Source organism: Mycolicibacterium komossense (assembly GCF_025822605.1).
Lineage (GTDB): Bacteria > Actinomycetota > Actinomycetes > Mycobacteriales > Mycobacteriaceae > Mycobacterium > Mycobacterium komossense.
The window spans coordinates 83,681-108,570 of the sequence record NZ_JACKTY010000028.1 but is presented as its reverse complement, the minus strand read 5'-3'; the positions used below and the strand labels follow the sequence as shown (position 1 = coordinate 108,570).

Genomic DNA, 24,890 nt, shown 5'->3' with positions numbered 1-24,890 from the left:
ACTGGGCGAAGGCCGTCCAGTCGATGATCTTATGACTGCGTCCATTACCGCGGGCATGGCACGACCTAATCTCGTTTCTGGCGGGAGGTGTTCCCGCGACCGTGGGTCACGCTAGCTCGATGCGCCCCCGCGAGTCCGCCCGGTGGTGCACGCTTCTTGCGTTCTAGTGCACGGTTCATGGCGTCTGGTCCTTCTTCTGCCACGTCCGATGACTGACGCGCATTCAGTTTCTGACAGAGCGTTGAATGCTCAGAGCCAGCGTGGGGCTGGGTTTGGTGGAGCCCGGCGGCGCACTCTGACCTACGCGTGATCGCGGTTGCAGCGCATCCTGCAGATGCGAGAACTGAACTGCCCGTGACAGAAGTTGCTTAGCCGATGCAGATAACATCGGTCAGTGTCGAAGATCAATCGGAGAACGTTGTTGACCGGTGGCGGTGTCGTGGCGGCGGGAACCGCAGCATTCGGTGGTTACGAGTTGCTCAGCCGCTCAGGGCGAACCGATGCGGCGGCATCCGGAGGAAACAAGCCGAACATCCTCGTCGTCGTCGTCGATCAGATGCGAACACCGCAATGGTTTCCCGACACCCAGCGTCTGGATGCCCTGCTGCCAAACCTAGGGCGGCTGCGACAAAGCAGCGTCGCGTTCGATGCGCACTACACCGCGTCGAACGCCTGCACGCCGTCGCGGGGAGTCATGACGACGGGGCTGTACTCACATCAGACCGGCTGCCTCTACACGGGCGACGGCCCCACCGAATCGAGCCTCGCCCCGAAGTTCCCCACGTGGGGCACGATGCTGCGCGAGCAGGGCTACCGCACCTGGTGGTGGGGCAAGTGGCATCTCGGAGCAGCGGCCGACACCACCCCCGACGGACTCGACGCGCACGGCTTCGCCGGCGGCACGTATCCCTCCCCCAACGGCGCGCCCAACCAGGGGCTGCAGCGGGATCCCGGCATCGCCGACCAGTTCGTCGACTGGTTCGACGCTCACGCGACCGAAGGCCCGTGGTGCACGACGGTCTCCCTGGTGAACCCCCACGACATCATGTGGTGGCCGAAAACGCCTTTGCCAGAAGATGTTCCACGCTTCTTCGCCGAGAAGCCGCCCAACTTTGAGACACCCGCGGACCTCGCGCACCGCAGCAAGCCGCAATTGCAGATCGACTACATCGACTACATCGCACCGCTGATGGCTGGCGCGCTTGCGTTCTCGGGACCTGACGTCGACGAACGGTGGGCCCGCGGCCTTGACGTGTACCTGTGGCTGCAGCAACAGGTCGACCACCAGATCGGCAGGGTCCTCGACACCGTGACCGCACGCCCCGAGATCGATCGCAACACCATCGTCGTCTTCACCTCCGATCACGGTGAGTACGGCGGTTCACACGGTATGCGCGGGAAGGGCGCGGCCATCTACGAGGAGGCCATCCGTGTGCCGCTGTACATCCGCGACCCCTCCGGTCACCTCACGCCGAGCCGAGGCGACGTCCGTACCCAGATGACGTCCAGCGTTGACCTCGCACCGCTGTTGTTGACGATCGGTGCCGGCGGGAACGGCTGGCGCAGCGATTCCCGGTTCTCGCATCTCGCCGACCGAGCCGACATCGCAGGCATCGCTGCCAACCCTGCGGCGTCGGGGCGCCCCTGGATCGCTCACGTCACCGACGACATCTCCGTCGAGGAGATGGCCGCGATGTTGACGTCGCCGGGGCTGCCGACCTCGCAAGCACCGACGAACGCTCCCGGCGAGGTGCCGACGTCGGCGCCCAGCCACATCGTCGCCGTCCGCACGCCTGCCGCCAAGTTCGGTGTCTACTCGCACTGGAAGCCCGGCGGCATGGATGTCGCCCGGTCCCGTCCGGTCGACCTCGAACTCTATGACTACTCCACCCCGATGGGCGTACGTGAGATCGACAATCAGGCCGGGCGGAGCCGTCAGCAGGAGGGTCTTCAGGGGCTCATCGACCATGAGGTGCTGCCCGAGATCGGCGCCCCGCTACCCGCCGCCCTGCACGAGGCTCAAGAACTCGGTCTGGCCAACATGCAGCAACTGACCGCGGCCCGCGGAGGCTAGCAACTTCGACCTGAAGTTGGGCACGGCTGCGGCAGCCGCACGGACGAGAAACCCCAACTACCTGGGCGAGATCCTGATCTACGCCGCATATGCACTGCTGTCCATGCACTGGATCTCTTGGATCGTCCTGGTGGACTGGGTATTCGGCTTCTTCGTGCGCGACATGCTCAAGAAGGACAAGTGGGGTCATCCGGATTAACTACGAGGTCTAGTAAACAACAAGGGGCCACTTGTTGTTCGCTGCATCTCGACAAATACAACCGTTCGTGTAACGTCGAAGCGTGGGCGGCCCGATCGTCAGATCGACCGGTACAGCAAACAAAGCCTGTAGCAGGCGTCCGCCATTCCGCTCAGCGGAAATAAGGTTCAACCGTGCCACTGAGCTTGACGACCATAGGGTTTCCGTGGCGATCCTTCGCGGTAGGGACTTCAACACGGACCCAACCCTCGGCCACGTTGTATTCGTGAACATTGGTTTTCTCGGTGCCATTGAAGCGGATACCCACATCGCGGCGAAGCACCTCTTCGCTGTAGAAGGCGCTGCGCGGATCGATGGACAGGTGATTCGGTGGAACGTCTGTGTACTGATCCTCGGACATGGTGGCCTTCGTTGAACGCTCGGACTCTTCTCAAATAATTTACGCGACCGATGCCTCCGGTCGCGCCGTAGGCTCACGGCGTGCACAACGTGACCCTGGCCAACGCCGCGTCAACGGCGGCGTTGACGGTGGGGCTCGCGGCCTATGCAGCGTTAATCTTCGCCGGCATCGCTGTGGCGATCTTCGACGCACGCCGGCACAGACGGGGCCGGGCGACCGCCGCTGCGGTGATGGTCGGACTGCTGACCCTGGCAGGGCTGGTTTTCGCGATCGCCAGCAGTGTCGTGTGAACCGTCGCAACGCGGCGGGGTGAACACCAGGTGCAGGGCGAGGTCCGGCAACTCCCGGAAGTAGCAAAGGACCCCCACACGCGCCGATCCCGCGAGTGGACCCCAGTGACCCGACCCACAGGCCGCAGAGCGATACCAGTTCTGGTCCGTCCGCTGGTGGCGCCCTGGCCGGCAGTCCGCGCTTATCCCCTGTCACATTCCCCCGATTCACTGCAACGCATCGCGAGGAATACGACGGGATCGAATATGGCGGCTTACCAGTAAATACGCCGTTTTCATCAGATAAATCACGGGCGTTCTGAGCGTCCCTCACCCGCCGCGCTAGGTCGAGCTGCCCAAAGCACCTCGACGCCAACAGGTTTAGTTGGATTGGGCCCACGCGCAAGTCTAGGCTGGCTGCAGCGTTCGCTCGATCTGCTTAGACCTCGGCGCTGAGTCGTTTAATTGCGAAGACTCCGCCGATCAGAAGGTCGCCACTGTCGAGCACCGTGGTGATGCCGCCCAACGCGTTCCAGCGGCGGCTGTCGTCGGGGAACATCCAGCGTTGCTTGAGTTCGCCGGTCAACCAGTCCAGCCCGACGTATTGGTAATCGCCGTGGTCCTTGTGGGCGCAGTACATCAGACCCGTGGCCGCGGAGACGACGGGGACCATGATGTCGGAGTTGTCGACCTCGTTGTTGATCCAGGATTGTACGAAGCGCCGGTCATCGGGATTCCAGATGAACTTCTGCGCCCCGCGAGGTGCGGGACGGGTTACACCTGCGGTGAAGGCATTAGGTAACCCCGGCGTCGGCACCGGGTCCGGGTAGGAACCGTTGATCACCGCAACGCCGTAGCCGAGCACATTGGCCGACGGCTCAATCGTCAACTGGGAGATCGCGATCCTCGCCTGATCAGCGATGCGCCGCGACTTCGTGCCGGGGCGCTGCTCGAAGTCGGCTGGGATGTCGTCGCGCCAGAACCCCACCAGGTTGGTGCCGCCTCGGGCCGCGTCGGCGATCACCACCAGTTTGTCCGGGAATCCACTCGTACCCCGATTCCCACGCGCCGTCGGCCTCATCAGTCGACAGCGTCTCGCCATTCCAGACCACCTTGAGCATGCGTCGGGAGGTCACGACGTAGATACCGTTGTGCTCGTCGATGACGATGCTGTTATCGACGGCCTCGCCGGGAAAGGTGACGAAGTCTTGAACGTTGAGGTCGCGGTCCAGGACCACCAGGGCGCCGGGCGCGGCGGCGGCGATGAAGCCGTCGTAGGTCATGTTCAGCCCGATGATGCGGGTGACGGCCTTGGCTGTCTCCTCGGGCAGTGCGTCGGCGACGTTGACCGATTTCACCACCCGGACCGGGCCGTCGACCACATTGTCATCGCTGGTCTTGAGGACTTGATTGGCGCCGAAGACGCAGTAGTGGTTGCCGTCGCGGTCAAACAGGTTGTACACCCCGTTGATTCCGGCTTCGAAGGTCACGCCGAGTCTTTCGACTCCCCCGATGGCCGCCAGCAGTGCAGTGTCATCTACAGCTCGGCGGGCCTCATCGACCTCGGTCAGCACCCCGTTGATCGCCTCGTCCGTCGCCAACGCGGCGCTGTCTTCGTATCCCGGATACGGGGTGAAGGAGACCGCGTCCAGTGCGTTGCCAGTAAGCCGTAATTTGAGGATGCCGAGCGTTCCGCTGGCGAAAGCGACGGTATCGGAACCGATGTTCTTCACCGCCGGGTTGGACACCATGACATTCGTGACCGCCTTGACATCACGATCAAGGACAAGTTGACGTCCGACAGAGGGCCCGGCCGGAAGAACCGAATCCGTTGCGCCGGAGTTGAAATGGGAGGTGGGATACACGCTGTCGGTCAACCATAGATTGCGGGCAGGCACGGACGGCGTGGACACGGACGCGTCACGAGTCATCTCTCGATGGTTCCACTCCGCGCTCTACCGGAGACACGAATCGGCGACATCCGTACGGCTTCGCGACATCGCCGCCCAATCGCCAACTGAGTCGGGCACCTCTCGCTTGATTCAGCAACACGGCCACTCCTGAACCGGATGTAACCCTTCCACAGGGGGAATACGGCGGGATCAAATATGGCGGGTTACCAGTAATGCGCCATGTTCACGAAAAATGCTGTCTTTCAACGCAATTCTCCCTCTGCCCCGTCTACAGGGGGCGGTTGAGGCCTTTAGCAGCCGCGACTACGGCTGGGTGGTTGAGGTTGAGATGTTCGAGTTCGATGAGCTTGGGCCGTTCCCAGCTGGCAATGACTGTCCAGTTCGGCCGATGGAAGGACCACCATTGAACCGCCTGCCACTTTCTGTCGTCGATGGCAGGCGAACGCTGCGACCAGATGCGGTGAGCCCATTCTGAAGTGACGGCAAGGTTGCGGGTCACGATCTGTGTCGGTCGTAGCCCCAGCTCTACCAGGCGGTGTGGGTCATCGAGGTCGCAGATGCGCATATCGTCGGGCAGTTCGTACACCCCGAGTATCTTGCGCGCGCCAGCCACTGCAGGAAAGTCGAACATTGAGTCGGTCCAGCGTGAAAGGTTGCCAAACGCTTCGCCGCACGCGGCTTCGGTTTGGCGGGCTACGTACCAGACGTAATAGTCGGGGTGGTCAGCCCGGCCACCGCGTTGCGGGCGGTGCTCATACAGCGGATGCCCTGGTTCGCCGGGCGCAGCGGTGTCAAGGTAGGGAAAGACGCGGTAGACCAGCACTCACGCCGCCCCGCCCCACATCTCTGCGTCGAGCGCTTGAAGAACTCGAGCGGCTCCATCGGTGAGTAGAACGTCAAGAGGTCTAGCTCCCCCGAGGAATGCGTTAGCGCTTTCCATCCAGATGCGTGCCGACTCGCCTCCCCACACCAAACGCGCGCGTGAATAGACGTGTTCGAGGTCGATGAGGGCTGGGGCAGCGGCCGGGCCCGGCCGCTCCTCACCTGATGCCCAACGCGACGTCTGCGATGGACTCACACCAATCCACTTAGCCAGCTGGGCGCGTGAGAACACGTTTGCGAGGAAAAGAACCCGCTGTTCAGCCAAAGGATCGTCAGCGGCGACACGAGCCGTCCGCGCGGCCTTGACTGCGGTCGCCTTCTTAGTGGGCGCCCTCTTCACCGGAGTTCTGGCGGCGGCCTTCTTCGACGCACTCTTGGCGACAGCCACCTTCTTTGGAGCCATATTAACACTCTACCCAATGTTTTCCGTGGGCAACTAGTATGACTGGACAGAAGCTTCCGCCCGCTGGACATTGGCGCTGGCACTTGGGCCCATGCGTCCACCCACATCCCGGCCGACATCTCTGTCGCATAGCAAACGATCAGCGGTCAACTATGGCCCAAACTGAAGCCCACGGCCCAATCGTCGCCCTACCCAGCGCCCTGGAGCTGGGCCCACTGCGATCGCCGGCAGATCCACCGCTAGGCGCCTCAGGAATACGGCGAAATCGAATATGCAGGGTTACCAGTAACTGTCGCCGTTTTCATCTGATGAATAACGGACGTTCCGAGTGGCCCTGTCCGGTCTCGATTTAGCCCCTGCCATCATCGAGAATCAGGCGCTTCGCTCATCCTTGGGCCGCCCTGCCCAGAGGGAATGCGGCGGAATCGAACATGGCGGGTTACCAGTAGTCTGCGTGTGCTATTGCGCTGCACCCCAATTGGTTTCATCTGACTACGGTTTACACCGAGAGCTGGGATTACAGATCTAGGCCGAAACGCAGTGCCTTAGTCAACGGCGTAAATCGGTTTCAGCACGGATTGCTCGGGGCCGCCGCAGCCACGGTAATCATCCGGAAATCACCGGCTCGGTGCGGTCGCCTGGCAACCAACGTTGACTTAAATAACTTACTAGGTAAACTTATCGGATAAGTGTTCCGGCTGCAGGATTGGGAGGGTCGGGGCACGTACGGCTCGATCGTCTTCCCCACTCACCGAACAGGTTGGAGGATGTGCATTGCCGTCTTTGAAGGTCCTTGTCTGCGGTGCTGGCGTCGCAGGACAGGCACTGGCCTACTGGCTGGTGCGCAGCGGTCATCGAGCGATTGTGGTCGAGCGCTTCCCGACGCTGCGCGACACCGGCGCCCAGGTCGACCTCCGTGGTCAAGGCATCGCAGTCGTCGAGGCCATGGGGCTTCTTGCCGCGGTGAGAAGCAAGCTCGTGGACGAAGCGGGCGTCGCTTTTGTGAACGGACAGGGCAGGGCGAGGGCGACGATCATGGCCAACACGTCCGGTCGAGGACGCCAGACTCTGACCTCTGAGTACGAGATCATGCGTGGAGACCTCGTGCGCATTCTCAACGATGCGACGAAGAACGACGTCGACTACGCCTTCGGGTTGGGCGTCGAGCGCTTCGAACAGGGCGAGAACAAAGTCGTGGCGCACTTCTCGGACGGCTCGTCCGATGAGTTCGACCTGCTGGTCGGCGCCGACGGCCAGGGGTCGCGCATCCGCGGGGCCATGTTGCCGGCTGGGACTCCCGAGCCGTACCGGCGGGTCGGGATCCACATGTCGTATTGGTTTGTTCCGCGCGTCGAATCCGACAGCAACATCCGCGACACCTACAACGCGCCCGGCGGGCGAATGATCATGCGCCGCAGCCACAACCCCGACGAGACCCAGGTGTACTTCGTGCTGCGGGAAACATCGGAGGAAGCCTCAGCCATCCATCGGGAACCGGTGGAACGTCAAAAGGAGTTCTGGGCCGCCAGGTTTCGCGACGCGGGATGGCAGTCCGACCGATTCATCGAAGGCATGGCGGCAGCGGAGACCTTCTATTCCCAGGAGGCCGTCCAGGTCCAAACGAACGCCTGGTCGCAGGGACAGGTGGTGTTGGTGGGAGATGCCGCGCACTGCTGCTCCCCCTTCAGCGGCATGGGAGTCAGTGGTGCGCTGGTCGGCGCATACGTCCTGGCAGGTGAAATAGACCGGAATCGCGATGACCTTCCTCGTGCGCTGGCGAACTACGACACGATATTTCGACCGTTCGTCGACAAGATCCAGGCCACGGTGCGGCCAGGTTTGCTGCGCCTCGGCATGCCGATGACTCGGTCCGGGATCAATGCCTTTCTCACTGTTGCGGAGTTGGCGGCCTTCCTGCGTCTGCCTGACCTCTTCGCGCGGGTCTCGACCCAGGACCGGGGCGGCGACTGGCTACTCCCGGACACCCCGCAACGTCATCACTACTAGCGCGGCGACGGCACTGGGCCTCTTCACGATCGGTACAACAAGTCACAAGATGGGAGATGTACATGGTGCGGCGTCGAGACCGGGGTGGCACGAAGACCCGAGCACACATTGCGGCCGTCGCTACCGAGCTCTTTCTGGAGCACGGATTCGACGAGGTCACCATCGCCGAGGTGGCCGACGCCGCCGGCGTCTCGAAAGTCACGGTGTTCTCGCACTTCCAGCACAAGGAAGACCTGATGCTCGACCGCTTCCCGGACATCGTCGATCTCATACGGCGGGCAGTTCACCAGCGCACCAACGACGTCGGCGTTGTCGACGCGTTCCGGCAGATAGCGGTCGACCTGGCCGAGCAGGAGCATGTGCTGTCCGGGCTGACCGGCGACATCGAGCCCTTCATGCGTACCGTGACGAACTCGCCCGCGTTGGTCTCGCGGCTGCAGGCGTTCCAATTCGAGATCGAGGCGGAGTTGGCCGCCGCACTCCGCGACGACGACCGGTTCACCGGCGACAGCGCGCTGATCGCGGCTCTGCTTGTGGCGGCGTACCGAACCGTGGCCGTGAAGACTGTCCGGCGCCGACTCGCCGGACACGACATCGCCGACATCGCCGCTGCGCATCGGGAGCAGTTGGAGACCGCGTTCGACGTACTGACGACAGGCGTGCCGGCCGCCAGCAGCCCACTGTCCGCGATACCTGAGGCAAGGGAGGGTCGCGTTGCGCCCTACAGGACCTGATGAACCCCACCACGACCTCGTCGACTCGCAGTTGCGGCACAGCCCACACCCGATCTACGCGCGCTGGCGCTCCGAGTGCCCGGTCCGGCGGGCTCGGCTGCCCGCGGGCGACGAAGTGTGGCTGGTCACGGGATATGACCAAGCGCGGACAGCGCTGACCGATCCGCGATTGTCCAAGGCGCCGAGCATTTCTCAACTGAACAGGGGTCAAGCAGACTCGCTCGGCCGGCACATGTTGGCGGCCGATCCGCCCGCCCACACCCGGCTGCGCCGACTGGTTTCTGCGGCTTTCACCACTCGGCGTGTCCAGGCGCGCGACCGCGGATCGGGGAAATCACCGACAACTTGCTGGTAGCGATGAGCGGCCACGACCCTGTCGACCTAATCGATGCGTTCGCGCTCCCCCTCCCCATGCAGGTCCTGTGCGAACTGCTTGGCGTCGCTGTCGATGAACGGAATCTGTTCCGCGCCTGGTTCGGCGACCTGGTTTCCGGTGTCGAGATCGTCGGCGCCGAGCGGCTCCAATCGTCGAGGATGGCGCTACTGAACTACCTCGAGGATCTTATTGAGCACCGCCGCAGCCACCCCGCCGGTGATCTGGTCACCGGCCTGATCGAGGCGCGCGACAGCCAGGATCGGCTCTCCGAGGATGAGTTGATTTCGATGGTGTTCCTACTTCTGTTCGCAGGCCACGAGACGACCGTCAACCTGATCGGCAACGGCGCCTATCTGCTGCTCAGCGACCGTGACCGCTGGGAAGGCTTGCGAGCCGACCGTACGCTGCTGCCCGGCGCGATCGAGGAGTTCCTTCGGTATCAGAGCCCAGTCGAGATGACCAGCAGCCGCATCGCCACCGAGGCCTTCGAGTTGGATGGCCGGCACATCGCGGCCGGTGATGTGGTGATGGTCCTCCAAGACCGTTGCCCCGCTGACTTATTCGCCGCACTGCTAGCCTCAAATAGTCCGTGATGTTGCGACGTTGACTAGAACCCACCCCGTCGTCAACAAGCTATACGGCCGTACCAAATATGGTTGAGTTGTCCAAAGCAATGTCAGCTACCAGCTGGTGCCATCAAACCCTGGAATCACACACCGTCCGTCCGCGGCCACGCGGCCTATCACCATGCTGTCGTAACCGGTGCAGGACGAGTTGAGCGACTCGCAGGTATTGATCGACGTGATCACCTTGTCCGCGCCGCAAGGAGACCCCGGAGCTGGAGGGTCGGCTGCGGCGACGGCACTACTAAGGCTCAACGCGAGCAGCGCTGCAGACGTGACGGCGAACGAGCGGGTCGAGTCGAACATGATCGGTACCTCCACTGTTGATGGCCCCGTCGTGCACCCATGTTACGCCCGGATCGGGCGATGCCAGCTGTGCTGAAGCGGAGGCGCGCGGACGGGTGAGCTTCCCTATCTCGCACCTATCTCGCAGCGCTATAAACCGCTCCCTGACGGTGAGGGGGATCGGTCAAACCGCCACTACGGCGCAATCGCGCCTCTCGAACACATTGCTGCGCAACGCAGTAATACGGCCGGACGGGTTACAGAGTGCAGCGGGAACCCCTGCGCGACGGCTATGGACGGTTGGCCGGTCCGCGTCGCGGACCGGCCCACATCTCGCTACAGGATGCTGCCCGTGCCCGGCGGCAGCCACCCGGACTCATCGCGCAACACCGCGTCAGGGGCCACCGACGTACCCCAGCAAGTTAGTCAATCGTCAGCCGACGTTCGTGACGCCGGCCGTCGACACAAGGAAACCGTACGCGCGGCCGCCGCAGTGGCGGTCGCCGCCCTGTACGGCCACAATGTCCGGGCTCGACGCCTGGCCACCGGGAAGCTGGCGAACGAGCAGCGACGCGCTGGCTGAGCAGTAGGTACTGGCCGACCGAGCCAGAATCGCCCGCAAACTGCACGACGTTGTGGCACAACATATCTCGGTGATCACCATCCGAGCGGAGGCAGTAGCGCTCCAAGCCGAGGGCGATCCAGGCAGATGGGCGGAGGAGCTCGTCGAGATCCGCGCGCTGTCGCTGCGGACGCTGGCGGAGATGCGCCAGGTACTCGGCCTGCTGCGCGACCACAACGGTGCGGGCCACATTACGCCACAGCCAGGTCTCCACCTGCTCGACGAGCTGGTTGCAAACGTCACCTCCGCCGGATTCGACGTCACCGTTTCAGTCTCGGGCGTCCGAGCGGCTGGTGCTTTCCGAGCACACTGTCAAAACACACGTGGCGCGGATCCTGACCAAGCTCACCCTCCGTGACCGCGCCCAAATGATCGTCTACGCCTACGAAACCGGGATGGGCCGTCCCGGCGGGTGACATGCGCAAGCCCACCCCCTAGCCGCTCTCGCGCCTGCCGCGATCAGTCAACCGCCCCGGACGGGTGGGTGGAACGAATTGGCCCTTGCACATGCTCAGGATCAGGGCGATCGCGTCCTCCGAGTGGAATGCTGGAGTCAGAACTTCCTGTAACAGCAAGCCTCGCATCGCGGCAATGGCGACGGTGGCCACAGTCATCGCTTCCTTGGTGTCGAGCCCTTCGCGTTCCGCGAGCGCGGCCAGCATCGTGGTCAAGTCGTCGAGCGAGTCGCTGAACTCGCGAAAGTCCCCCGGGCTGTACGCGGCCAGTCCTACGACGTGAAAGAAGCCGCGGACACGCGACACCTGCTCCGGGCGGGTGTAGGTCCGCCAGATCTCCATGAGAAGGTCGTCGAAGGTGCCCTGCTGGGTGGCTGCAAGAAGCGCCTCGTTGTCATGAGATCGCTGTGCCTTGAGCATGGCGGCCAAGACGCCCGAGAGCGACCCGAAGTGATAACGCAGGAGTGCGTGGCTGGTCTCGGCCCGGGCGGCGACCTCACGCAGCGACACCTCCGGTGAGGGAAGGGCCCCGTCGAAGGCGTCGAGAAGCCGAGCCAGGAGACGCTCGCGTGCGTCGCCTTTGCGTTCCGTGCTTGACAAGATCACTCTCGCAGTTTATCCATTGGATAATACTTTGCCAATGGATAAAGTTGCTGAGGGTGCCACGCTGCGACGCGCCCTCCAAGTTGTGAAGGACCTTCGATGAGCCCTATGTGGCAAGGCTGCCTAGCCGACACCGACTATTTCGAGATGCGCTCCAGCGGTGGGCATAACTACGGCGTCTGGGTTACTACCCCACCGGGTTACGACCCCGCCAGGACGCCAGCGCCTGTCGTGTATGTGCTCGACGGCAACTTTGCCGTGGGCATGACTGCTCCGCTCATCGTGACCCAGATGGATCCCATGCAACGGATCCAGCCCTACATCCAAGTCAGCGTCGGCTACGCGGGCGAAGAGGCACAGGACTGGGATCGGCTGCGCAACAGAGATTTCGTGCCACCCGGTGAACCTATCGCCCAGGAGTTCATCGACGCCGTGGAGACGGGGCTCCAAATGGGCGTGCGGACGCGCGAGGAGGCCGACGCCTACCTTGCCGAGTTACACGACACCCACGCCGATGTATTCCTGAGCTTCCTCACCGCGGAACTGCATCCGCGGATCGAAAACGACTATGGCACAGCCGCAACCGGACACGGCCTCTTCGGATACTCCTACGGCGGACTCTTCAGTCTCTACACCTGGCTCACCGGCGCCACCCTCTTCGGGAGCATCGGAGCTGGCAGCCCCGGCGTCATTGCCGAAGACAGCCAGATCTTCGCCCAACTCCACGAGATGGGCGACAGCCACCGCGCCGCCAAGCTTCACGTGACCCTCAACGACCGCGAGCTTCTCGGAGACCTGGCCGTCTACCAAAGCCTCGCGAAGAACACGGCCACCGTCCTTCACCGCCTCACCTCACGCAGCGAAGCGGTCACCAGCGAGATCCTGCACGAAACGCACGTCACTGGCCTACAGGCCTCGTTCCTCAGCTACCTCAGGACCTGCCGTCCGCGGTAAGACGTGCTCCTTCCCCGGGAGTATCCCTCGCCTGGCACTCCCCTGAGGGTCGAACAATTAGATCCGGAGTGGATGCGACGCCGGAGGCAGCTATGTGTTAATAATGAAGACACATTAATGTTGATTTGATCTGGACCTGAGGAGTGCCAATGGGCACCTATGATGAGGCCGCGCGTCCGTCGGCCCCCAATGTGGTCATGATCGTGCTGGACGACCTCGGCTACGCCCAATTGGGCTGCTACGGGTCAGACATACAGACACCGACCATCGATCGTCTTGCTCGAAACGGACTCCGGTACAACCGCTTTCACGTCACTGGTCTGTGCTCACCGACACGAGCCGCATTGCTCACCGGCCGAAACCACCACTCGGTGGGGATGGGCTTCCTTGCCGACATCCCGACTGCCCACCCGGGCTATACCGGCAAGATTCCGGCCTCGGTGCCGACGCTGCCGCGCTTACTGCGGGATTCCGGCTGGAGCACGATGGCCGTAGGTAAATGGCATCTCGCACCGCGCGGCGAACGGACGAGTGCCGGACCGTTCACCCGCTGGCCGCTGGGACTCGGGTTCGAGCGCTATTACGGCTTTCTGCTCGGCGACGCCAATCACTGGGACCCGCAACTGGTACGAGACAACACATATCTCGACGGACCTGATGTGCGCCCAGACGGCTACCACTTGACCGAGGACCTCACCGATGAGGCGATCAGGATGGTGGTCAGCCAACAGCAGTCAGCACCCGGCAAGCCGTTCTTCCTTTACTTCGCCACGGGGGCCATGCACTCACCGCATCATGTCCACAAGAGCTGGGCCGACTCCTACGCCGGACAGTTCGACATCGGTTGGGACGGCTGGCGAGACGAGGTATTCGTACGCCAGCTCGCCGAGGGAGTGGTGCCCGCAGGCACCACGCTCACCGAGCGACCCGATTGGGTCCCGGCTTGGACCACCCTCACGGCAGACGAACGCGCCGTGTACGCGCGGATGCACGAGGTATATGCAGGCTTTCTGAGCCATACCGACAGCCAGATCGATCGATTGATCCGCACGCTGGAGGACCTCGACGTCATGGACAACACGCTCGTTCTCATCATGTCCGACAATGGGGCCAGCGCAGAAGGCGGCGTGGCGGGAACGAGCAACGAACACCGGTTCACGCATCGGGTGCCAGAGTCGGCGGCCGACAACCTCAATCTCCTACCGGACTGGGGTGGCACGGCGGGGTATCCGCACTATGCGTGGGGCTGGGCGTGGGCCGGCAATACTCCTTTCCGCCTGTGGAAGCGGTATGCGTGGCTGGGCGGTACCCGCGTTCCGCTGATCGTGCACTGGCCGCGCGGTATCGGCGACGGAGGCGCTGTGCGTTCACAGTTCGCGCACGCCATCGACGTCATGCCAACAGTGTTGGAAGCCTGCGGGGTTCGGCAGCAGTCGCCCTCTGCCGAAGCTACCGACAGCGCCGTTCAAGGGGCGAGCTTGTTGCCGACATTCAACGACGCGGCGGCGCCTGCACCCCGATCCACGCAATACTTCGAAGTCGTGGGTTCCCGGTCGATCATTGCCGATGGCTGGAAGGCCACGACGGATCACGTGGCCCAAGGCGTGATGGACGAGGAGGCGCTGCTGGAGGGTAGCCGGGACTTCGCCGCTGATCGATGGTCGCTGTTTCGGGCCGACGACTTCTCCGAGGCTCACGACGTGTCGGCGGATCACCCCGACGTGGTGGCGCGATTGACCGCCCGGTGGGCAGCCGAGGCCGCCCGCTATGACGTGCTCCCCCTGACCGATTCGTTGGTGGCACGAGCTGCGGAGATGGTATGGCCCGAATTCCCGCCCGCGCAGCGCGTGGTGTTGCGGCCTGCGGGCGGGCCGGTCGCCGATGAGGCATTGCCCTTGCTGTACAGCCGGTTGTCCGCTGACGTCGACGTCCCGTCCGGGGGTGCCAACGGTGTGTTGTTTGCGATCGGCAACTGGACCGGAGGGCTGGCGGCGTTCGTGATCGAGTCCAGACTGCACATTGCTGTCGCAGCCCCGGGCGGCGACATCCGAGTGCGGGCCGATCGGCTGCTGGCGGAAGGACGCCACAGCGTGGGCTGTCGGTTACACCGCCTCGACGGCGCGACCCGAGTGGAAGCAGTGATCGACGACACTGTTGTCGGCTCGACGGTGGCGCCGGTGACGCTGCCCCATGTCTGGCAGCATGGTGGGACTTCTTTGCTCATGGGTCGAGACCGCGGCCTGCCGGTGTGCGAAGACTATCGACCACCGTTTGCGTGGAACGGTAGATTGCGTTCGGTGACAGTCGAATCCGATCTGGAATCGCTACCAAGTCAGGAACTACTCAGGGCCGCGCTCAAGTCTGACTGAATCGGCTCCTCCACGGCGCGACGCCTCCAGGGTTTCGGCTGAGGCCGGCGCCCTGATGATCGCAGTCAGCGAATCGACGAGGTCGGACACGAACATCGCCGTGGACGGCGCGTCGGTTGCGTTAGCCCGTTGTCGCTGGTGGTCGGCCACCGCATTCAGGGAGCTTGTGTAGACGAAACGGAGCCTGGCCGCGGCGACGGCTTCAGGGAGATGCGAAAGATGCTCCCAGATAAGCTGATTGAGTCGTTGCCCGTGCCCCGTCAACGAAGGATCGGCCAGAATCCAGGCATGTCCACCGGGTTCGCCGTATCCGTGAAACAGCAGTTGGGCTACCAGCTCGACATGTCGCTCCCCCCGCTCGATGCTGCTCACCTGAGGGAGAATCAAGGCCGCAAGGAGGCGTCTGAGCTCTGTCGGGTCATCACCCGATACCGCCTGGTCGAGTAGTCGTCCGCGATCTTCATCGATTCGTTCGAGGCGATCTTCGAGTATGGCCTTGATCAGGTCGTCTTTTGAGCCGAAGTGGTAGTTCACCACCGCGGCGTTGCTTTGCCCGGCGGCGAGCCTGATCTCGTTGAGGCTCACAGCTGCGATCCCCCGGTCGGCGAACATCGTCTCCGCGACGTTGATGAGCTTGAGGCGCGTCGCTTCTCCGCTGCTGGTGCGGCCGCGTGTGCGCGCCTGTTCCCGAATGCGGTCCGACTCCGAGGGCATTGCCCGATGGTACGCATCTCCTCGGATCAGTATATAATGAGGCCTCATTAGTTTAATCGGCGTGGAGAAAGCACGGGTGTGCAATGCAGGTGGAGCTGGCGTCCTTGGCACTGGTCATCGCCGTGTCGCCGGCCTCGGTGGTGCCGGCGATCCTGATGCTGCACACGCCGCGTCCGCTGGCTGCGGGATGGGCGTTCGCTATGGGCTGGATGCTCTCCGTGGCGGCCACGACCTGGCTTTTCGTCGAAATCGCCGGGCAATTGCCTGACGCCGGCGGTCCGCCGCCACCATGGATCCGACCCGCAACGATGATGCTGGCGGTGCTCCTGATCCTCGCCGGCCTCGTCACCTGGATGCGCCGGGGACGTAGCGCACGTGCGCCGCTATGGCTGCGGGCACTGGACTCGGTCACTGCGCCACGGGCACTGGCCGCCGCGCCGGTTCTGGCGGCCCTGAATCCAAAGGTGCTTTCTGCCTGCGCTGCAGCAGGTTTCAGCATCGGGTCCACCGCGCAGTCCAGCCTGGCCCAGTGGGGTGATGTCACCGGTTTCGCCCTGCTCGCCAGCGCGACAGTGATAGTGCCGGTGCTCAGCTACGCGATCTGGCGTGAGCGCATGAGCGAACCCCTGCGACGGCTCAGGGTCGCGCTCGAACGCCATAATGTCGCCATCCTGGCGGTGGTTCTCGTTGCCGTAGGGCTGATGTTGTTGCTGCAAGCAGCGTGATCGCCCTGCCCCTGACGATATGAAGGAAAACCTGTGTCTGTAGCTAATTCTCACCGTCCGAGTCGACGGCTGCTCGCTCTCCAGAAGCTCATGCTGTTGTCGACCTCGCGATCAGCCGGTGTTCAGGATGTAGGGAACACGCGCAGAATCACCCGATCGATGGAGTCGCTCCAGCGACGGGCGCGCGGAGTCCAGGAATCCACCGACTCGGTGGCAGGGGTGCCCGTTCGGTGGTTCCGGCCGGACCGGGCGGACGCCGGATTGATCTTCCACGTGCACGGCGGGGCCTTCGTCGCCGGTAGTTCCCTGGCGGCCCGTGCCCACAGCACGCTGGCCCGGTCCATTGGTGCGGAACTGATAAGTGTCGATTACCGGCTTGCGCCGGAGCATCCGTTCCCCGCGGCGCTCGATGATGTGTGGGCGGTCTACTCGGAGGTCGCGCGCCACCGGCCTACCGTCATTGTCGGGGAGTCCGCGGGAGGTGGTCTGGCCCTGTCGCTGGTGCGGCGAGTGTTGGACCGGGGTGGTCACGCGCCGAAAGGTCTCGTGACTATGTTTCCCTGGGCAGACCTCACCAACAGTTCCGAAAGCTTCGAGCGGAACGAACCTCGAGATCTGCTCTCCCGCAGGGGTCTTTCGCGTAGTGCGGTGGCCTACGCCGGCGACTGTGATCTGAGGATGCCTCTGGTGTCACCACGCTACGGCTCATTCGCCAACTTTCCTCCCACGCTGATCGTGGTCGGTACCCACGACTGCCTACTCGATGACTCCCGCACCGTTTCGACCCGCATGCGTGCCGACGGTGTAGATGCCACACTCATCGAAATAGCCGGCGGATTCCATGGTTTCATCCTGTTGCCCGCACCGGAGTCGAAGGAAGCCAGGCGGCAGATATCGTCCTTCGTAGGCTCAGCCCTAGGCGACCGATGATTGACCGACTGAGTAATGCCATCAGCGCATCTAGGCCGTCATGCGTGATGCTTCCGTTCGCGCCGTAGGCTCACGGCGTGCACAACGAGACCCTGGCCAGCGCCGCGTCAACGGCGACGTTGACGGTGGGGCTGGCGACCTATGCAGCGTTGATCTTCGCCGGCATTGCGGTGGCGATCTACGACGTACGCCGGCACCGACGGGGCCGGGCGATCGCCGCCGCGACAATGGTCGGGGTGCTGACCCTGGGCGGTCTGGTTATCGCAATCATCAGCAGTGTCGCGTGAACCGTCGCAACGCGGCGGGCGTGAACACCGGATGGTTATGGGTTTCGCCGGACTAGAGGTCGCATCCACTGAGATCGGACATGCGCCGCCTGCCGCCCTTGCGTCAAGAAGCACCTGCTTTCTCGCCTGCCGCGACGGGTAGGCCGTGCTCGAGGAGGTCGAAGACGGCATCCAAGGCTTTGCGCGGCTGGGGCTCATCGCCGATGAACTGCGGGATCTCCAACACGTAACGCGAGACAGCACGAGCCGTTACGTCGTCGCACGGTCGCCCCAGTTCGGTTGCGATTGCCTCGGCAAGTGGCTTCTCGCAACGGATCCAGAGTGTTCGGGAGTATTCCCGTAGGGCTGGGGTGGTCATGATCAGTTCGGTACGCCGGACGAACGCTCGCGAGGGATCTCTCTCGAACGGTCCCCTACCAGCCATGAACTTCCGCAATGCGGTGAGCACTGAGGTGCGCGGCGGCCTGCCGTGAACGGCGGCAAGCAGACTTTCGAGTCGTTCCACGCCATCGTCGAACATCACGGCCGGCTTCCCGTCGGGAACGTGCTTGAACAATGTGGGCACTGAGATATCGACCTCGTCGGCAATGTCTTTGACCGTCACGGTGTCATACCCCCGGGCGAGAAAAAGACGCTCGGCCGCCTCGGCCAAAGCGCGACGCGTCTGCGCGTTCTTGCGGGCGCGACGGCCCGGCACGTCAGTCGTCACTGGATCACCATACAGAGTGGTTGCAAGTTGCTTAACTACCTTATCCACTATATAACTTTAGTGCCTAAAGGTTTACGATACTAGGAGTTCAAATGGATGGCGAATCAGCCGATCACACAACCACCTTGGTCGTCGGAGGCAGCCTTGTCGGCCTCTCGGCGGCAGTCTTCCTCGCGTCGCATGGCGTCCCGACAACTCTCATCGAGCGCCATTCCGGTAGCGCGCTGCACCCCCGCGCCATCGGCTACACGACCCGCACGATGGAACTGTTTCGTAGTGTCGGGATCCAGCTACCGGCGAGCACGCAGAACGGCCCACCCCGTCGAGCACGCGTCGAAAGCCTTGCCGGACAGTGGTTTGAGGAGTATCCATGGTCACCACCGGTAACTGCGCCAGCAATCACGGCGGACCATTCCCCGGTGCAGGCGAGCGCGATAGCGCAAGACGCGTTAGAGCCCATTTTGCGCAAGCGCGCCATCGAACTCGGCGCTGACTTGCACTTGGGCACCGAGCTTGTCTCCTTCGACGACAACGGTGGTGGTGTCACCACCATCGTGCGCCGACGGGTCGACGGAAGCGAATACCGTCTCCACGCCGACTATCTGGTCGCCGCCGACGGGGCTGCCAGCGGGATCCGCAGCCATCTGCGCATCGCCCGCACGGGACGGGGTCTGCTGTCAGTCCAGCGCAGCATCCTATTCCGGGCACCCGAGCTGGAACGCTATCTGCGCCAGGGCATTGTGCAATTCGAGATTGAACAGCCCGGATTCGACGCCTTTTTGACGACCTACTCCGACGGGCGTTGGGTGTTGATGCTCAAGGACGACTTCGAGCGGTCCGAAGACGAACAACGCACGGCCATTCGGCGCGCCACGGGAATCGAAGATCTGGCGATCGACCTGATCACCACCGGACGTTGGGAGCTGTCAGCGCTCATCGCCGACCATTTTAGTTGCGGGAGAACCTTTCTCGTCGGGGATGCCGCGCATCAACTCCCTCCGAATCGCGGCGGCTATGGCGCCAACACCGGAATCGGCGACGCGCACAACCTCGCCTGGAAAATTGCCGGCGTCCACGCCGGTCGAAGCGAGCCGGCGCTCCTCGACACCTATGACGCCGAACGGCGCCCGGTCGCATGGCTACGCCATGAGCAGATCTTCGCCCGTGCCGACTACAAGGCCTACATCGACACCCCCACCTCCGAGGCTGAAATCATCGATGACGTTGCCATGGAACTCGGCCAGCTCTACCGCAGCGTCACCGCAGCAGACGTAGACCCCGACCTGCCGGTTGCCCGCAGGCCAGATGAATGGCTCGGGCAACCCGGCACCCGGGCGCCGCACGTGTGGATCGCCGAAGGCCGCTCGACGCTGGACCATTTTGGGCGAAACTGGACCCTCGTCACCGACTCAGAAACATGGCGCACCGCGGCCGAGTCCGTTGCCGGCCAACTCGGTCTTCAGATCGATGTCCTCTGTTTCACACCCGACTCCGAGTTGCACACACCAATAGTCACGGCATACGGACTGGGCCCCGGTGGGGCTTCCTTGGTGCGACCTGACGGCTACATCGCATGGCGCTCGGCGACGGCTCCAACCTGTCGTGAAACGGCGCTGTCGGCCGCGCTGACCACCGCCGCAATACTCACCCCGAGACCGTCAAGATGGGACGACCACGCCGCCATCGTCGACCTGACCGCGCGTTACGCCGACGCGATCAACCGCGGCTGGGGCGGCAAGACCATTCATCCGGAGGCGATTGCGGACCTCTTCACCGCCGACGGCACATTCGAACACCCGGGCACAACTCCGACCATCGGAGCCACCGCGATCGCAGCAGGATTGGCCGAAGCCACCGCACCCGTGCCGTTGGCCATGCACGCCTTCCTGAACCCCATCCTTGTCATCAACGGCGATCGTGCCACCGGTCAGTGGCTGATGTGGGTAGCCGCCGACGGCGATGACGACCCCCGCGCCGCGTACCTCGGTGCCGACATCGCCTATACGCGTGCTGCGGATGGATGGCGCATCCAGTCGATCGTCATCACACCCGGGATGCGGATACCAGCCGAAGCAAGATGAGCCCGACCGGAAGTTGAGCCGGTGGCGGATCTCCACGAGTTGCTGAGCCGTTAGTCGGCCCTTTCCAGGCGCGGTTTGACGGTCGAGAGTTTGTTGATCACCACGTCACTGTCGGTGACCGTCTGGGCGTTCTAGGTGCATCTCGCGGATGGCATCTGCAAAGCGTCGGCCGATGCGCTGGTGTGCTTGTGGGCCTGGATGCAGTCTGTCGGCGAGTGGGAACTCGGCGAAGTCAGCCGGGCCGTAGAGCGTCAATCCGTCTAGGTAGTGGATGTTCGGGTCGCTGGTCGATCGCTGTTCGACGATGGCCGCGAGTTCGTCACGGATGACGCTGAGTGTGAGCTTTCCGGCCGCGGTCTCCGCGGGATCGCCAGTTGCGACGAAAGACATTGTGCCGCCCGCGAGATCGGGCGCCAACGGTCCAGGAGTGTGTTCGTGGATGGGACAGCGCAAGGCGGAGACGACGATGATCGGAGTGATGGGGTGTCGGTGGGGTGAAGTGCGTTGGAGCCGTGGCTGATGGAGCTGCCGTGATGCAGCCAGATGGGCCGAGTGATCGGGCAGCCTTCCATCGGGTGGTCGCTCCGAAGTGCGATCAGTTCGGCGGTTTCATTGTGCGGCAGCCAGATTTCGACTGTCTTGTGGCGATCGGGGAGGTCGGTGAAACGGATCGTGCCGGGTGCACCGGGCAGGAGTGTCTCGGTGCCGGTAGCGGCGTCCCTCATCAGAATGTTGCCGCCGCTGAGGGTCTGCGCATTGCGCTCGGGCCCACGCCGGCAGCCGATGCGGAAGTAGGCCGTGCGGCGTCCGCTCGAGTTCGCGAGCGCCGCGCAGGAGATCCACTGAGATCGGGGTGGTGATGGTGGCCGGCATGGTCATAGCGTTCCGTTCAGTTGTTCAGCGAGGCGGGTCACAACAACCATTGGGCCAGCGGGTGTACGAGGTACCTCAGCGAGAATGCTTCGTACACCGCACCGACGGCGAGCAGGATGGCGGCAGGCAGGGCAAGCCAACCGAGCTGTCCCAGTCCTCGACGATAGCCTTGCCGGCGATTCTCGATACCGACGGTTCGCGGCCACATCCAGCATTTGCCGAGCAGGTATGCGCCTGACAGGAAAAGGATGTATGCCTGGAATTCGATGATCACTGTGAGGCAGTGAGGAATCAGAGCCACCCAGCCGATCTGACTGGCGGGGACGAGCGTCACTCCCGTCGTGTATGCCCAGTATCCGAATAGTGCGATGCCCGAGAACGGCACGATCAGCGATGGCAGAACGATCGTCAGCGCACCCATCTTCACTGTGTTCACTGCGAGAATGGTCAGCGCGAAGAGCCATGGGCTGTTGATCAGCGACCGGACGAGATCCGCTGTGCCGTCGTCGGTTAACCGTGCGTGCTGGGCTTGGCTGAGATGCGGAAAGATGATTCCGACACCGAAGCCGATCACAAGAAGTCCGTAGGCGCCCGCGTTCATCAACACGTAAGCTCGGGCGTTTGCGCGGACGATGCCGAACGGTCCCCACGTCATCAGTCGAGCCGCTGTTGTCTCCGAGTGCGATGCCATGTCTCCTGTATTCGGTTGTGGGAAAGGTGCATTCGTGGTCGACTCACCGCTGCCGTCCACGCAGTCTCCCTGCGCCGGACTACCATCACCAACACACCGTGCTAGCGTTCAAACTAACACACCGTATTAGTCAGCCGTACGGCCACGATCGCACGCCTTGACGAGAGGGAACCGCCATAGAAACGCGAGAGAAGATTCTCAAAGCGGCGGCAGAGATGATTGCTGACGACGTCACGGCGACAATCAGTGTCCGCGCAGTCGCGGCACGCGCCGGCGTGAGCACGGGGTCGCTCCGGTTCCACTTCCCGACTCAACGAGCCCTACAGGACGAGGTGCTGAGGAGGATCTACCAGCACTTCATGCCGAACGACCCGCTCCGGGATCGGTCCCTGCCCGCCCGAGACCGGTTGGTCAATTGTCTGCGGCAGATGCTTGCCCCCGCCGGGGTTGGCGAAGACGCTCGAAGAGCGTTCAAGGCGGCATTCGCGGCATTCATCGCACCCGACCCGAGCGAACAGGTTCACACGGCGTACCTCAGTTACGAACGGGCGTCCGCAGGACGGATAACGCACTGGCTGAACGCCCTCGACGACGAAGGCGCTGTTCCCCAGAGGGATCGCGCCAAAGACGTACGATTCCTGCTCACCGTGCTCAACGGACTGGCGATGGAACGTGCACTCCCCTACGGTGATTCGGTCCTGCAATCCGAGACCGACACGCTCTACACGGCGGTGGACGCGATCCTGGGGACCGCCGCGTCATGACGATGGGGCGCAGAATGGGGCTTGTCAGGTTCTGCACCACTGGATCGGGCACCCATCGTGAGCTTGATCGTGAGCTTGTCCGATCACGCGTCCAGTTTCGCGACAACTACCTGCCACGAAGCTTTAGTCTCCCCCGGTGCCGGAAATGAGCCCCTCCCCCGACTTCGACGCCGAATTCGACTTCATCATCGTCGGAGCAGGCAGTGCGGGCTGCCTGCTCGCCAACCGTCTCAGCGCAAACCCTGATCATCGCGTGCTCTTGGTTGAGGCCGGCGGCAAAGACAACTGGTTCTGGATCAAAGTTCCGGTGGGCTACCTCTACACCATCGCCAACCCCCGCACCGACTGGTGCTTCACGACCGAAGCTGACCCAGGTCTGGCCGACCGCAGCATTCATTACGCGCGCGGCCGTGTGATCGGCGGCAGCTCGTCGATCAACGCCATGATCCATATGCGCGGACAAGCCAGCGATTTCGACCTATGGGCGCAGGCCACCGGTGACGATCGCTGGCGGTGGGGTGACCGGGACGATGCTGGCGAGACACTGTCGATCTACAAGGAATTGGAAGACTACTTCACCGGCGCCGACGAGTGGCACGGCGCCGGCGGCGAAATCCCCGTCGAACCCCCGCGGGTGCGCTGGAAGATCTTGGACGCCTGGCAAGCCGCCGCTGCCCAGGTGGGCATTGCCCCGATCGGCGAGTTCAACCGGGGGGACAACGCCGGCAGTGCGTACTTTCACGTCAATCAACGGCGTGGCCGTCGCTGGTCGATGGCCGATGCCTTCCTGCATCCCGTCGCCCACCGCCCGAATCTCACCGTCTACACCCACACCCAGGCCTTGGAGCTGCTGATGGACGACCAGGTCCATGACCATCAGCGTCGCGGTGCCTGGATGACAGCTGCGCGCCGTGCCACCGGTGTGCGGCTACTCAAAGACGGGCAGATCATCGACGTCCAGGCCCACCGCGAGGTGATCCTGAGCGCCGGAGCTATTGGATCGCCGCATCTCATGCAGGCATCAGGCCTCGGCCCGGCCGGGCTGCTCGCCCAGCATCAGGTCCCGGTAGCCGTCGACCTGCCGGGAGTGGGTGAAAACCTCCAGGACCACCTGCAGCTGCGAACGGTGTACCGGGTGCGGGGCGCCCGAACCGTCAACACGCTGTACCGCAATTGGATCACCCGCGCAGGCATGGGACTTCAGTACCTGTTGCTGCGTTCAGGACCCATGACCATGCCGCCCTCCACGCTGGGAGCTTTCGCCACAAGCGATCCCGCGTTGGCCAGCCCCGACTTGGAGTGGCATGTGCAGCCCTTGTCCTTGCCCAAGTTCGGCGAACCGCTCCATCCTTTCGGCGCGATCACTCCCTCGGTCTGCAATCTGCGACCCACGTCGCGTGGCCATGTGCGCATGGCCAGCGCAGATCCGCTGACCTATCCAAAGATCTCCTGCAACTACCTGTCCACTGACGCCGATCGTCACGCCGCCGTGCGGGGCTTGAGGATGACCCGGCAGATCATGGCGGCGCCGTCCCTGGCCCGCTACTGCCCAGAAGAGTTGCTTCCCGGAGCGCAACTGGTGAGCGACGAAGACCTCCAGCAGGCGGCTGGTGAGCTCGGTACAACCATCTTTCATCCGGTGGGCACCTGTGCGATGGGAGCCTTCGACGCACGCGGTCTGCCGCGCTCGACCGCCACGGTGCTCGACACCGACTGTCGCGTGTACCGCGTCGCCGGCCTTCGAGTGGTGGATGCGTCGGCGATGCCGACCATCACGTCGGGTAACACCAACGCCCCGGTCATGCTGATCGCGGAGCGCGCTGCGCGGGCGATCCTGGAATGAGTCCGTCGACACCAAGTGGTCCCCCGGTTTAGCTGATCTTGACTTACCCAGTGCCGTAGCGACTTCCGCCATGCTGCATGGCCGACAGCGGTTGCCGGTAGACCG

The 24,890-nt window shown here is 63.4% G+C and carries 24 protein-coding genes and 3 pseudogenes; 17 read left to right on the top strand and 10 right to left on the bottom strand.

Features of this window, described 5'->3' with window-relative positions; genetic code table 11:
• Nucleotides 1-394: 394 nt before the first annotated feature.
• Complete coding sequence (locus H7J73_RS11510; protein WP_264067493.1) at nucleotides 395-2,074, top strand: sulfatase-like hydrolase/transferase; 1,680 nt, start codon at nucleotides 395-397, stop codon at nucleotides 2,072-2,074.
• Between the two features lie 16 nt (nucleotides 2,075-2,090).
• Nucleotides 2,091-2,273 (top strand): hypothetical protein, encoded by a 183-nt coding sequence (locus H7J73_RS11505; protein ID WP_264067492.1) that lies wholly within the window; start codon nucleotides 2,091-2,093, stop codon nucleotides 2,271-2,273.
• Between the two features lie 151 nt (nucleotides 2,274-2,424).
• Here H7J73_RS11505 and H7J73_RS11500 read toward each other — a convergent pair whose 3' ends face one another.
• Nucleotides 2,425-2,673, bottom strand: coding sequence for a DUF3297 family protein (locus H7J73_RS11500; protein ID WP_264067490.1), 249 nt, complete (start codon nucleotides 2,671-2,673; stop codon nucleotides 2,425-2,427).
• An 80-nt stretch (nucleotides 2,674-2,753) separates the two neighbouring features.
• Here H7J73_RS11500 and H7J73_RS11495 point away from each other — a divergent pair, with 80 nt between their 5' ends.
• A complete protein-coding gene (locus H7J73_RS11495) occupies nucleotides 2,754-2,963 on the top strand; it encodes a hypothetical protein (protein WP_264067489.1) in 210 nt (69 codons plus the stop codon).
• A gap of 418 nt (nucleotides 2,964-3,381) precedes the next feature.
• On the opposite strand, the gene H7J73_RS11490 is transcribed toward H7J73_RS11495, so the two are convergent.
• From H7J73_RS11490 to H7J73_RS11475, 4 genes are all read right to left on the bottom strand, one after another.
• Complete coding sequence (locus tag H7J73_RS11490) at nucleotides 3,382-3,831, bottom strand: hypothetical protein (protein ID WP_264067488.1); 450 nt, start codon at nucleotides 3,829-3,831, stop codon at nucleotides 3,382-3,384.
• 25 nt (nucleotides 3,832-3,856) lie between these two features.
• The gene (locus H7J73_RS11485; protein WP_264067487.1) at nucleotides 3,857-4,873 is read right to left on the bottom strand and encodes a hypothetical protein; all 1,017 of its coding nucleotides are present in this window, start codon (nucleotides 4,871-4,873) and stop codon (nucleotides 3,857-3,859) included.
• Nucleotides 4,874-5,123: 250 nt separating this feature from the next.
• On the bottom strand, nucleotides 5,124-5,678 hold the full coding sequence (locus H7J73_RS11480; RefSeq protein ID WP_264067486.1) for an RES domain-containing protein: 555 nt from the start codon (nucleotides 5,676-5,678) through the stop codon (nucleotides 5,124-5,126).
• A complete protein-coding gene (locus H7J73_RS11475; RefSeq protein ID WP_264067485.1) occupies nucleotides 5,679-6,140 on the bottom strand; it encodes an antitoxin Xre/MbcA/ParS toxin-binding domain-containing protein in 462 nt (153 codons plus the stop codon).
• Nucleotides 6,141-6,914: 774 nt separating this feature from the next.
• On the opposite strand from H7J73_RS11475, the gene H7J73_RS11470 reads away from it, so the two are divergent.
• The 5 genes and pseudogenes from H7J73_RS11470 to H7J73_RS11450 form a co-directional block, all read left to right on the top strand.
• Nucleotides 6,915-8,147, top strand: a complete 1,233-nt coding sequence (locus tag H7J73_RS11470) for an FAD-dependent monooxygenase (RefSeq protein ID WP_264067484.1) — start codon at nucleotides 6,915-6,917, stop codon at nucleotides 8,145-8,147.
• Nucleotides 8,148-8,209: 62 nt separating this feature from the next.
• The gene (locus tag H7J73_RS11465) at nucleotides 8,210-8,881 is read left to right on the top strand and encodes a TetR/AcrR family transcriptional regulator (RefSeq protein WP_264067483.1); all 672 of its coding nucleotides are present in this window, start codon (nucleotides 8,210-8,212) and stop codon (nucleotides 8,879-8,881) included.
• A gap of 357 nt (nucleotides 8,882-9,238) precedes the next feature.
• Nucleotides 9,239-9,850, top strand: a complete 612-nt coding sequence (locus H7J73_RS11460) for a cytochrome P450 (protein WP_264067482.1) — start codon at nucleotides 9,239-9,241, stop codon at nucleotides 9,848-9,850.
• Nucleotides 9,851-10,758: 908 nt separating this feature from the next.
• Nucleotides 10,759-10,947, top strand: a pseudogene (locus H7J73_RS11455) (histidine kinase dimerization/phosphoacceptor domain-containing protein); the annotation flags it as partial.
• Between the two features lie 127 nt (nucleotides 10,948-11,074).
• Nucleotides 11,075-11,203, top strand: a pseudogene (locus H7J73_RS11450) (response regulator transcription factor); the annotation flags it as partial.
• Between the two features lie 18 nt (nucleotides 11,204-11,221).
• Here the strand turns inward: H7J73_RS11450 and H7J73_RS11445 are convergent.
• A complete protein-coding gene (locus tag H7J73_RS11445) occupies nucleotides 11,222-11,848 on the bottom strand; it encodes a TetR/AcrR family transcriptional regulator (RefSeq protein WP_264067481.1) in 627 nt (208 codons plus the stop codon).
• A 96-nt stretch (nucleotides 11,849-11,944) separates the two neighbouring features.
• On the opposite strand from H7J73_RS11445, the gene H7J73_RS11440 reads away from it, so the two are divergent.
• Nucleotides 11,945-12,799 (top strand): alpha/beta hydrolase, encoded by an 855-nt coding sequence (locus H7J73_RS11440; protein ID WP_264067480.1) that lies wholly within the window; start codon nucleotides 11,945-11,947, stop codon nucleotides 12,797-12,799.
• 149 nt (nucleotides 12,800-12,948) lie between these two features.
• Complete coding sequence (locus H7J73_RS11435; RefSeq protein WP_264067479.1) at nucleotides 12,949-15,168, top strand: arylsulfatase; 2,220 nt, start codon at nucleotides 12,949-12,951, stop codon at nucleotides 15,166-15,168.
• Here the strand turns inward: H7J73_RS11435 and H7J73_RS11430 are convergent.
• The gene (locus H7J73_RS11430) at nucleotides 15,139-15,882 is read right to left on the bottom strand and encodes a TetR/AcrR family transcriptional regulator (RefSeq protein WP_264067478.1); all 744 of its coding nucleotides are present in this window, start codon (nucleotides 15,880-15,882) and stop codon (nucleotides 15,139-15,141) included. The genes H7J73_RS11435 and H7J73_RS11430 overlap by 30 nt on opposite strands.
• A gap of 83 nt (nucleotides 15,883-15,965) precedes the next feature.
• Here H7J73_RS11430 and H7J73_RS11425 point away from each other — a divergent pair, with 83 nt between their 5' ends.
• The 3 genes from H7J73_RS11425 to H7J73_RS11415 all read left to right on the top strand — a co-directional run bounded on the left by H7J73_RS11425 (nucleotide 15,966) and on the right by H7J73_RS11415 (nucleotide 17,824).
• On the top strand, nucleotides 15,966-16,607 hold the full coding sequence (locus H7J73_RS11425) for a GAP family protein (protein WP_264067477.1): 642 nt from the start codon (nucleotides 15,966-15,968) through the stop codon (nucleotides 16,605-16,607).
• Between the two features lie 159 nt (nucleotides 16,608-16,766).
• Nucleotides 16,767-17,537 carry an alpha/beta hydrolase gene (locus tag H7J73_RS11420; protein ID WP_264067476.1) on the top strand — a complete coding sequence of 257 codons (771 nt, stop codon included), beginning with the start codon at nucleotides 16,767-16,769 and terminating at the stop codon, nucleotides 17,535-17,537.
• A 77-nt stretch (nucleotides 17,538-17,614) separates the two neighbouring features.
• Entirely contained in the window at nucleotides 17,615-17,824 is a 210-nt protein-coding gene (locus H7J73_RS11415) for a hypothetical protein (RefSeq protein ID WP_264067475.1), read from the top strand.
• A gap of 103 nt (nucleotides 17,825-17,927) precedes the next feature.
• Here H7J73_RS11415 and H7J73_RS11410 read toward each other — a convergent pair whose 3' ends face one another.
• Complete coding sequence (locus tag H7J73_RS11410) at nucleotides 17,928-18,533, bottom strand: TetR/AcrR family transcriptional regulator (RefSeq protein ID WP_264067474.1); 606 nt, start codon at nucleotides 18,531-18,533, stop codon at nucleotides 17,928-17,930.
• Nucleotides 18,534-18,625: 92 nt separating this feature from the next.
• On the opposite strand from H7J73_RS11410, the gene H7J73_RS11405 reads away from it, so the two are divergent.
• On the top strand, nucleotides 18,626-20,614 hold the full coding sequence (locus H7J73_RS11405; protein WP_264067473.1) for an FAD-dependent monooxygenase: 1,989 nt from the start codon (nucleotides 18,626-18,628) through the stop codon (nucleotides 20,612-20,614).
• A gap of 105 nt (nucleotides 20,615-20,719) precedes the next feature.
• Here the strand turns inward: H7J73_RS11405 and H7J73_RS33690 are convergent, their stop codons facing one another.
• Nucleotides 20,720-21,004 (bottom strand): SGNH/GDSL hydrolase family protein, encoded by a 285-nt coding sequence (locus tag H7J73_RS33690; RefSeq protein ID WP_308207408.1) that lies wholly within the window; start codon nucleotides 21,002-21,004, stop codon nucleotides 20,720-20,722.
• Between the two features lie 520 nt (nucleotides 21,005-21,524).
• Complete coding sequence (locus H7J73_RS11395; protein ID WP_264067472.1) at nucleotides 21,525-22,178, bottom strand: stage II sporulation protein M; 654 nt, start codon at nucleotides 22,176-22,178, stop codon at nucleotides 21,525-21,527.
• 176 nt (nucleotides 22,179-22,354) lie between these two features.
• On the opposite strand from H7J73_RS11395, the pseudogene H7J73_RS11390 reads away from it, so the two are divergent.
• The 3 genes and pseudogenes from H7J73_RS11390 to H7J73_RS11380 all read left to right on the top strand — a co-directional run.
• A pseudogene (locus tag H7J73_RS11390) lies at nucleotides 22,355-22,498 on the top strand (TetR family transcriptional regulator); the annotation flags it as partial.
• 39 nt (nucleotides 22,499-22,537) lie between these two features.
• Nucleotides 22,538-22,942: a TetR/AcrR family transcriptional regulator gene (locus tag H7J73_RS11385; RefSeq protein ID WP_264067471.1), complete on the top strand. Its 405-nt coding sequence runs from the start codon at nucleotides 22,538-22,540 to the stop codon at nucleotides 22,940-22,942.
• A gap of 145 nt (nucleotides 22,943-23,087) precedes the next feature.
• Nucleotides 23,088-24,785, top strand: coding sequence for a GMC family oxidoreductase (locus tag H7J73_RS11380; protein WP_264067470.1), 1,698 nt, complete (start codon nucleotides 23,088-23,090; stop codon nucleotides 24,783-24,785).
• Nucleotides 24,786-24,890: the final 105 nt, after the last annotated feature.

Coding starts and splice junctions, on each gene's coding strand:
- H7J73_RS11500 (WP_264067490.1), bottom strand. CDS start 2,673: ATGTCCGAGGATCAGTACACAGACGTTCCACCGAATCACCTGTCCATC.
- H7J73_RS11485 (WP_264067487.1), bottom strand. CDS start 4,873: ATGACTCGTGACGCGTCCGTGTCCACGCCGTCCGTGCCTGCCCGCAAT.
- H7J73_RS11475 (WP_264067485.1), bottom strand. CDS start 6,140: ATGGCTCCAAAGAAGGTGGCTGTCGCCAAGAGTGCGTCGAAGAAGGCC.
- H7J73_RS11465 (WP_264067483.1), top strand. CDS start 8,210: ATGGTGCGGCGTCGAGACCGGGGTGGCACGAAGACCCGAGCACACATT.
- H7J73_RS11460 (WP_264067482.1), top strand. CDS start 9,239: ATGAGCGGCCACGACCCTGTCGACCTAATCGATGCGTTCGCGCTCCCC.
- H7J73_RS11440 (WP_264067480.1), top strand. CDS start 11,945: ATGAGCCCTATGTGGCAAGGCTGCCTAGCCGACACCGACTATTTCGAG.
- H7J73_RS11435 (WP_264067479.1), top strand. CDS start 12,949: ATGGGCACCTATGATGAGGCCGCGCGTCCGTCGGCCCCCAATGTGGTC.
- H7J73_RS11430 (WP_264067478.1), bottom strand. CDS start 15,882: ATGCCCTCGGAGTCGGACCGCATTCGGGAACAGGCGCGCACACGCGGC.
- H7J73_RS11425 (WP_264067477.1), top strand. CDS start 15,966: ATGCAGGTGGAGCTGGCGTCCTTGGCACTGGTCATCGCCGTGTCGCCG.
- H7J73_RS11420 (WP_264067476.1), top strand. CDS start 16,767: ATGGAGTCGCTCCAGCGACGGGCGCGCGGAGTCCAGGAATCCACCGAC.
- H7J73_RS11405 (WP_264067473.1), top strand. CDS start 18,626: ATGGATGGCGAATCAGCCGATCACACAACCACCTTGGTCGTCGGAGGC.
- H7J73_RS33690 (WP_308207408.1), bottom strand. CDS start 21,004: ATGTCTTTCGTCGCAACTGGCGATCCCGCGGAGACCGCGGCCGGAAAG.
- H7J73_RS11395 (WP_264067472.1), bottom strand. CDS start 22,178: ATGGCATCGCACTCGGAGACAACAGCGGCTCGACTGATGACGTGGGGA.
- H7J73_RS11385 (WP_264067471.1), top strand. CDS start 22,538: ATGCCGAACGACCCGCTCCGGGATCGGTCCCTGCCCGCCCGAGACCGG.
- H7J73_RS11380 (WP_264067470.1), top strand. CDS start 23,088: ATGAGCCCCTCCCCCGACTTCGACGCCGAATTCGACTTCATCATCGTC.